8 protein-coding genes are annotated in these 8171 nt (G+C 44.4%); 1 reads left to right on the plus strand and 7 read right to left on the minus strand.

The annotated features are described in order from the left end of the window. Positions 1-174 precede the first annotated feature (174 nt). The 7 genes from WAM07_RS18805 to WAM07_RS18835 are packed head-to-tail and all read right to left on the minus strand — an operon-like array spanning position 175 to position 7069. The gene (locus WAM07_RS18805) at positions 175-1947 is read right to left on the minus strand and encodes an acyl-CoA dehydrogenase family protein (protein WP_422168914.1); all 1773 of its coding nucleotides are present in this window, start codon (positions 1945-1947) and stop codon (positions 175-177) included. Further along, complete coding sequence (locus tag WAM07_RS18810; RefSeq protein ID WP_422168915.1) at positions 1928-2674, minus strand: 2-phosphosulfolactate phosphatase; 747 nt, start codon at positions 2672-2674, stop codon at positions 1928-1930. The genes WAM07_RS18805 and WAM07_RS18810 overlap by 20 nt, the downstream gene beginning before the upstream one ends. Positions 2675-2676: 2 nt before the next feature. Then, the gene (locus tag WAM07_RS18815) at positions 2677-3735 is read right to left on the minus strand and encodes a phosphotransferase family protein (protein WP_422168916.1); all 1059 of its coding nucleotides are present in this window, start codon (positions 3733-3735) and stop codon (positions 2677-2679) included. Positions 3736-3749: 14 nt separating this feature from the next. Further along, the gene (locus WAM07_RS18820) at positions 3750-4148 is read right to left on the minus strand and encodes an acyl-CoA thioesterase (RefSeq protein ID WP_014642070.1); all 399 of its coding nucleotides are present in this window, start codon (positions 4146-4148) and stop codon (positions 3750-3752) included. Positions 4149-4162: 14 nt separating this feature from the next. Continuing rightward, a complete protein-coding gene (locus WAM07_RS18825; RefSeq protein WP_422168917.1) occupies positions 4163-5035 on the minus strand; it encodes a 3-hydroxyacyl-CoA dehydrogenase family protein in 873 nt (290 codons plus the stop codon). 38 nt (positions 5036-5073) lie between these two features. Beyond that, on the minus strand, positions 5074-5853 hold the full coding sequence (locus WAM07_RS18830; protein ID WP_422168918.1) for an SDR family oxidoreductase: 780 nt from the start codon (positions 5851-5853) through the stop codon (positions 5074-5076). Positions 5854-5857: 4 nt separating this feature from the next. Continuing rightward, the gene (locus WAM07_RS18835) at positions 5858-7069 is read right to left on the minus strand and encodes an acyl-CoA dehydrogenase (RefSeq protein ID WP_422168919.1); all 1212 of its coding nucleotides are present in this window, start codon (positions 7067-7069) and stop codon (positions 5858-5860) included. A gap of 172 nt (positions 7070-7241) precedes the next feature. Between WAM07_RS18835 and WAM07_RS18840 the strand changes: the two genes are divergently transcribed. Beyond that, a complete protein-coding gene (locus WAM07_RS18840) occupies positions 7242-7547 on the plus strand; it encodes a hypothetical protein (RefSeq protein WP_422168920.1) in 306 nt (101 codons plus the stop codon). The last annotated feature ends 624 nt before the right edge of the window (positions 7548-8171 follow it).

Here is an 8171-nt window from a genome sequence, read left to right on the forward strand (position 1 = left end):
ACTTTAATGTCATCATTTTGCTCAGCTTCTTTAATCGCTTCTTTTAACCCGGCTATCATATCGTCTGAAAATGCATTTAAAGCATCAGGACGATTTAAAACACACGAAAGCACCGGTCCATTAAGATCCACGCTCAAATGATCATTACCTAAGTTCATACGATCCATCTCCCTTTTATGAAATATATTGTTTTTCTTCCATCATCACTTCAGCAATTGCGCGATTACGTTCTATCGAATCTTCCCATAGATAGTTACTTAAAAGAACGGAGACATTTCTCATAATCCTTATTCGTTCTTCTCCTTTCATCAAGTTAGAGAATAGAAAGGAAGAAGCCTGTTGTATTTCTTGAGCTGATTGCTCTACCACGGTGTAAGCGAGTTTCGTTTTAAGTTCCGCTTCCTGGTCGGAGCTGCGAATTGCTTTAAGCGTCCTCAGTACAGCTGATTCACTTGAATATAACGCGATCGCTATATTAGCAAGCTTCATCATGATTTCCTGTTCGTGCTGAATCGTCTCACCGTGGACTTTAAGTGCTGTTCCCGCTGCTACAATGTATAAATTTCGAAACAAAGCTACAGCTTCCTGAAGTTTATCTAAAGGACCTTCCACTTGTTTGAACAAATTGTTTTTCAGTGAATGCTCAGCCTTTTCCAGAACTGTTCGAGCATCAAACTCCCCTTTGCCCAGCTTTTTGAAAAAGTTGCCTGGAATCAGCAAGCGATTAATTTCATTGGTCCCTTCGAAAATGCGATTGATACGTGAATCCCTGTAAGCTTGTTCAATTGGGTATTCTTTGATAAAACCGGCTCCACCATGGAGCTGCAGGGATTCATCTGCGATTTCGTCTAATGTCTCCGATCCCTTGATTTTACATATTGCAGATTCCAACGCATGTTCATTCATCGCTTTTGCCACAGCTTTTGGATTCTCACTATCGTAATAACTACCAAGAGCTGATTCCACATGGCCCGCGGTTCTATAGAGAAGAGATTCTGTTTCATAAATACGCGCAGCCATACGAGCTACTTTTTCTTTAGTAGCACTGAAATCAGCAATGGCACGTCCAAACTGCTTTCTTTCTGTTGTATGTTCCAAGGCTAACTTGAAACAATGTTTAGCTGCTCCATTCGTCGCAAAACCTAGATTGAACCGGCCTAGATTCAATACATTCAATGCAATTAAATGCCCCTTGCCTACTTCTCCAAGTCTGTTCTCCACCGGTACCTTGCAATCTTCCATAATGACGGAACACGTAGAAGAACCTTTAATCCCCATCTTATTTTCCTCAGGTCCGATCGACAGCCCCTCAAAGTCTTTCTCTACAATAAAAGCTGTAAAATCCTTCCCGTCCACTTTTGCATAAACAATGAACGTGTGGGAAAAAGCTGCATTCGTGATATAGATCTTCGTTCCATTCAGCAAGTAGTGAGTGCCTTCCTCGTTCATAACAGCAGTCGTCTTAGCGGAAAGAGCGTCCGAGCCAGCGTCAGGCTCCGTGAGACAATAAGCTCCTATATACTCACCAGAGGCCAATTTGGGCAAATACTTATTCTTCTGTTCCTCTGTGCCAAAATAGGTTATGGGCAGCGTCGCGATACACGTATGATTGGAGTGAGCTACACTATATCCGCCCCCGCTTCCGAGAGCCTCACCTACGATCCCTTTACTGATTTTATCGAGTCCTAGCCCTCCATATTTTTCTGGAATACTGTGACCCAATAGCCCCAAATCCCCTGCGATCTTCATCTTCTCTGAAACAAATTCGTAATTCTCTGCTTCCAGCTCTTTTCTGTTCGGGTGTATTTCCCGGGAAATAAATTGTCGAGCCGTGGAAGCTATCATTTTATGTTCCTCACTGCGGTCCTCAGGGGTGAAAACTGTTTCTGGACTGCTCTCCGTGATTAAAAATTCCCCACCACGGACGTCATGTTTTACGGGATTCATAATCCCCCTCCTTTAATTGCCCTGATATCGGGTCATAGGTTGGTATGGTATGAAATAGTCCTTCCCTTGCAGCGAACTCAATTTCTTTACGATTCAGTCCTGCTTTAAGGAGAATCCGGCCGATTCTGGATTCACATAGCAGATCAGCTTCGGATAAATGGTTTCCTTTATAAAACAGCCATGCGGTCAAAGCTGCATCTGATAAATTCCAATCACCCTGTTTCTGTAAGTAATGAATGAGACTTCCAGCTCCATAGAAATCTTCTAGTGTGTAATGTCCGCTTGAACCTGAACATACGAGCATAATCGTATCGTTCTCGTGTCGCTCAGATAAAAAAGCAGCCATAGCTGGATTGTTAAGCAAGGACGATGCGTACAAATGATCCGCCTGACTGGAACGCTGTAACGCAACCGTTCCATTAGTGGTACTTAATATCACGTGTTTTCCTTTGACTACCGGCTGTAAGTGCGTACGTAGAGGATGATGAAACCCTTCGATAACCTGTCCCTGATCTTCTCCGGCTAAAATGTAAGGTTCCGAAAAGTTTTTAGCTCTTTCTTCAGCGTGAGCTGGATCATACACGGGAATGACCGAAGAAGCTCCATCCGCAAGGGCTGCTGTTATCGTCGTAGTAGCGAATAAAACGTCAAATACAATCGCCACTTTCCCCACCATAAGTTCCTCTTTAATATCTTCTTTTTTGAAAATGACGTGAATATCTCCCATGCTTAAATACCAGCCGTCTCTTCAGCATGCTTAATCAGGTTGTTTACAAAAACATTCATGTTCGCAAATCTAGGATCATTCGTCTGTCCCTGTTTGTACCTGTAATAAATCTGTTGAATAATTCCGGCCAGCTTAAAGTAGGCAAACGTGAGATACACGTGAATATCATCTACACCTCGACCGCTTTTTTCAGCGTATCTTTCAATAAATTCCTTCCTTGTATAGAAACCTTCCGTAACTGTAACCGGCGGTTTCCCCAGCCCTGTTTTCAATAGTTCAGGATCGTCAGCCTCGATCCAGTAACTGAGGGCAGCTCCCACATCGGCCAGGGGATCTCCAACGGTGGTCATCTCCCAATCAAAAAGTCCAACCATTTTTGCCGGATCATCCGGATCAAACATGGCATTATTTAACTTATAGTCGTAGTGAATGACGGCGGCTTCATCAGAATACGGGACATGAGCTATAAGCCACTTTTTCAATCGCTCTCCACTGACCACATCATCCGTTTCAGCTTTTTCATAACGCTTAATCCATCCATGTATTTGCCGCTCCATAAATCCTTCCGGCTTCACCATCTCCTTCAAAGCTGTCTTTTTGTAATCAATAGAATGGAGTTCCACCAGGCGGTCTACCATGGATTCCGATATTCTTCTGCCCAGATCCCGACTCGGTTCTACCCCATCAGGAAATTCTTTATCGAACACCAGCCCGTCTCTGCGTTCCATGATGAAAAAAGGGGCTCCTAACACATCTCCTGAATCAAACAAGTAAGGCTTCGGTGCCAACGGAAATACCGGGTGCAAGGCTTCTAAGATTGTATATTCACGTTCCATATCATGAGCTTTAGGAGCCACTGGACCAAGGGGCGGCCTGCGTAGTACAGCTCGCCAATCATTCACGGCAAGCTCATAAGTTAAATTAGAATGGCCGGCGCCAAACTGACGGACCTGTAACTCACCATCTGGGATGGCGAGATTATTCCGTAAGAATTGTTCAATCGCCTGGACATCGATCTCTTCTCCCTGGCGCACGGTTCTTGTATCATTCGTATCCTGCATGCTGAAGCTCCTTTCTATTTTGCTGTTAACTGATAAGAGGAAAGCTTAGTTTTCATCTCCTCAGTCAATGGAGAGCTTTTATGATTTTTGAAATCAAACTGCACAATTACCGAGTAACCCCTGGCCGTCACTTCCCCACTCTCTTTCTCATATAGATCCTGCTCTAGGTGAAAACTTGAATTCCCTATTTTCGTGACGCTGGTTTTTATAGTAAGCGTTTGATTGAAATAGACCTGCTTTAAGAAATCACATTTTATCGAAGCGAGAATGAAATTCCAATCATCTCCCACAAGTCCCAGATCCTCGAAAAAGCGTATACGTGAATCTTCCATATATACAAAGAAATTGTTGTTATTTACATGCCCTAATAAGTCTGTTTCACAAAACCGGACTGTAATTTCATGCTCATGCATCTTCTTCCCCCCCTTTAGTTCCTGACTTTGTTATCGTACGTGTAAAATCCTTTTCCGGTTTTTCTGCCAAGCTCCCCAGCTTCTACTTTTTCGGTTAAGGTTTTGGATGGCTTATCGTTTGGATCTTTGGTTTCTTCATACTGCTGCTGCATAACGTAATAACCGACATCGATACCGGACAGATCCATCAATTCAAAAGGACCGATGGGATGGTGAAGTGCTTTTTTAGTGATCTTATCGATATCCTTAAAGTCTGCGTACCCACCTTCATACAGACTCATCGCTTCTTTCTGAATAGCAAAGAGAATCCGGTTTGCGATAAAACCTGAGACTTCCTTCTGCAGCAGCACGGCCGTACGGTTCATTTGTTCACAAACCTCCATAGCGACAGCTGCTGTTTCTTCAGTTGTATGCTCCCCCTTCACGACTTCCACACAATCCATAACCAGAGGCGGGAAGAAGAAATGCATATTGCACACGCTTCCAGGTCTTGAAGTTGCGTCTGCTATCAACGAACTTACGATGGTCGATGAATTCGTTGCCAGGATCGTATGAGACGGTACGATCTCATCAAGCTTGCTGAAGACTTCCCGTTTTACAGCAAGTTTCTCCACCACTGCTTCAATTACAAGATCCGCCTCGCTCGCAGCATCTCTTAAGTCAGTGGTAAAAGTAAGACGGCTGAACGCTTCATTACGATCGGCTTCTGAAATTTTATCTTTCGCCACCCATTTATCCATAATGTCAGCCAGTTTATCTTTTGCCTGTGCTAACGAATCGTTACTAATGTCCTGTAAACTTGTACGGAATCCCGCTAATGCTCCCAGCATAGCGATTTGATGACCCATGGATCCTGCTCCAATAACGGCTATCTGTTCTACTTTCATAGTGACTCCTCCTTATTAATCGTGATCGTAATGTTCACTTAGCAAGACGCATGCATCCCGCCGTCCACCACTAGAACGTCCCCGGTGACATAGTTAGACGCTTTGGAGGCTAGAAACAGGGCAGCCCCTTTTAAATCTTCATCTGTTCCAAACCTTCCCATCGGGGTACGGTCGAGGATAAGATCGCCACCCTGATCAAGTAAGCCTTGAGACATTTTGGTAGGGAAAAACCCTGGAGCGAGAGCGTTCACCTGAATATTATGGGATCCCCACTTTACGGCCAAATCTTTTGTAAAGGTAATAACGGCTCCTTTACTTGCGTTATAGCCGATGGTGTCCATAAACCGTGGGTCTGCTCCGCCAAGTCCAGCAACTGAAGCAATGTTAATGATTTTTCCGGACTGCTGTTTAACCATGACCTCTCCCACTTTTTGTGCCATTAAAAAAGTACCGGTAACATTCACATTCATAACCTTCTGAAACGCCTCAAGCGGCATCTCCAGCGTTGGTGCTCCCCATGTTGCTCCGCTATTGTTGACGAGGATATCAATTTGGCCAAAACGCTCCAGTGTCTGACCGACAACATTCTCAATATGAGATGGATTGGTAACATCACATTCTAAGGCCAGGGTGTCTACACCAAGTTCGCTTTCCAATTTGGAAGCCATCTGCTCGCAGGCTTCTACTTTTCTTGAGCATAAAACAACGTTAGCTCCTGCTTCGGCTAATCCTTCGGCAATCTGTGCGCCTAAACCTCTCCCGCCTCCTGTTACAATGGCAGTTTTCCCGGTCAGATTAAATAATTCATTTACATGCATCTTCTCACTCCTCGTATTTGGATAATTCCAGCTTAGCGATTTGTCTGCGGTGTACCTCATCTGGTCCATCAGCAAGCCGTAGTGTACGGGCTCCGGCCCACTGGGCAGCAAGCGTAAAATCCTCACTTACCCCCGCCGCTCCGTGAGCCTGTATGGCTCTGTCAATGACACGAAGCGCCATGTTCGGTGCGACAACTTTGATCATGGCAATTTCAGTTTTGGCTTGTTTGTTTCCAACGGTATCCATCATATGGGCAGCTTTTAATGTAAGAAGCCGAGCTTGTTCCAACTCAATTCTGGAATCTGCAATCCACTCCCGTATTACTCCCTGCTCTGCAAGCGGCCGATGAAAAGCCGTTCTATTCTGGACACGCTTACATAATTCTTCAAGCGCACGCTCAGCGGCACCAATCAGCCTCATGCAGTGGTGAATTCTCCCCGGTCCCAGGCGTCCCTGGGCAATTGCAAAACCTTTTCCTTCTCCCCAGATCATATTGCTCGCCGGGACACGCACATTTTCAAAAGTGATTTCCGCATGTCCATGAGGCGCATGGTCATAACCAAATACGGGAAGCATGCGCTCAATTTTGACCCCTTCTGACTCCAAAGGAACGAGAATCATAGATTGTTGATCATATTTCGGGGCATCCGGATCGGTTTTTCCCATAAATATAGCAATTTCACAACGGGGATCACCGGCTCCGGAAGACCACCACTTTCTACCGTTTATGACGTATTCGTCCCCATCCCGTTCAATCAGTGCTTCAATATTCGCAGCATCTGAAGACGCCACATCTGGTTCTGTCATAGAAAAACAAGACCTGATCTCCCCGTTTAATAAAGGTTCCAGCCATTCTTTCTTTTGCTCTTCACTTCCGTAACGAGCAAGAACTTCCATGTTACCGGTATCCGGCGCGTTACAGTTAAAAACTTCAGGACCTATAAGAGATCGACCCATCATTTCACAAAGAGGAGCATACTCCAGATTTGAAAGTCCTGCTCCATATGTAGAATCCGGTAAAAATAAATTCCACAGCCCTGCTTCTTTTGCTTTTGATTTTAATTCCTCCATTATTGGCGGTACAGAAGACCAGCGAGTTTCCTGCTGGTTTAACTGCTCTTCATACAAGCGCTCATTTGGGTACACTTCATCTTCCATAAAGCTTCGTATCTGCTGCTGATATCTTTTTACATTCTCCGAGTAATCAAAATTCAACGATTTGCCCCTTCCCCGGAAACATACTGTCCGGTTAGTATATAATATCCATTTTATACCGATAATTCTGAAAATTCAACAGAAATGAGTGAGTATTCATTTTTATCTGTCATATTATCCTGCTTTACCCATATGTATGAGATGTAGGACACTTTACAGGAGGGATGCAAACATGCGTGACCATCAGAATGAAAACTCCGCGAATGACAGAAAGTCCTCAAATGAGCAAAAAGAAAGCTTGATTAAAAACGTTAGTAAAGAAGCCAATCAGGTGGTTCACAACACAGTGGATACTTCAGGCAAGATTATAAAGTCGATCACAGGTGAAGGAGGCCTTCTCGGTAAAACGATTGATTCTTCAGGGAATATTATTAAAAAAGTAGCTGATAAGGGCAATGAAGCTATTGATAAGACTTCCGATACCTCTTCTAAAGCCTGGAAAACTATAAAAGATAAAACCGTAAATCGAAAAAAATAGAACCATACAAAAAGAGCTGTCAGTCTGACTGACAGCTCTTTTTATAGACTTTATTAGATATTTCAGATAAACTCCCGTTTGTTGAAGACTCAGTTTCGAGATATTTTTTGAGCGGAAGGTCCTCCAGGGGACGATTTCGCTTTCCGGCCCTGCACGACGCAGGGTCGTTCGACGTTGCCACACGACGTGGCGGTCTTAGGCGAACTTCTTCTGTGGCAAGCTTCCTCAGGCTTCGCCTTCCGGGATCTCACCGATCATGTTCATCCCACAGGAGTCTTCATCATCCCCCTCCGAACCTTGCAGAATAGGGAGTTCGAAGCCTTCTACGAAGATGTCTACTAAAGGAAGATCGTTAACCTAAGATCGACAATTCCTATCGAATTCAAGGGTATAAACCCGTGTTATATAAGCATTTATGGTTACTTGAGGACGTTACCTTCTCTTATAGAAGGGTCCGTTTTATCCACTACTGGCTAGGTGGCGAAGGAAACGACGAGAATCCCAGTTTAAAAGCGGAAGCACCTTGGTCAGCGGCGTATGGACTGGACGGACAAATGTGGAGGTGCCTTGTCCAGCCTCGACAAGCTTAAGAACGACCATGAAAGGAAGTGCCCTTCTTCCTTT

Origin of the sequence: Halobacillus sp., assembly GCF_049282395.1 — a bacterium.
In the GTDB taxonomy this organism is placed as follows: Bacteria; Bacillota; Bacilli; order Bacillales; family Halobacillaceae; genus Halobacillus.

Excerpts from the sequence above, each read along its gene's own strand:
- WAM07_RS18840 (WP_422168920.1), top strand. The coding sequence starts at position 7,242 with ATGCGTGACCATCAGAATGAAAACTCCGCGAATGACAGAAAGTCCTCA.
- WAM07_RS18805 (WP_422168914.1), bottom strand. The coding sequence starts at position 1,947 with ATGAATCCCGTAAAACATGACGTCCGTGGTGGGGAATTTTTAATCACG.
- WAM07_RS18830 (WP_422168918.1), bottom strand. The coding sequence starts at position 5,853 with ATGCATGTAAATGAATTATTTAATCTGACCGGGAAAACTGCCATTGTA.
- WAM07_RS18825 (WP_422168917.1), bottom strand. The coding sequence starts at position 5,035 with ATGAAAGTAGAACAGATAGCCGTTATTGGAGCAGGATCCATGGGTCAT.
- WAM07_RS18815 (WP_422168916.1), bottom strand. The coding sequence starts at position 3,735 with ATGCAGGATACGAATGATACAAGAACCGTGCGCCAGGGAGAAGAGATC.
- WAM07_RS18820 (WP_014642070.1), bottom strand. The coding sequence starts at position 4,148 with ATGCATGAGCATGAAATTACAGTCCGGTTTTGTGAAACAGACTTATTA.
- WAM07_RS18810 (WP_422168915.1), bottom strand. The coding sequence starts at position 2,674 with ATGGGAGATATTCACGTCATTTTCAAAAAAGAAGATATTAAAGAGGAA.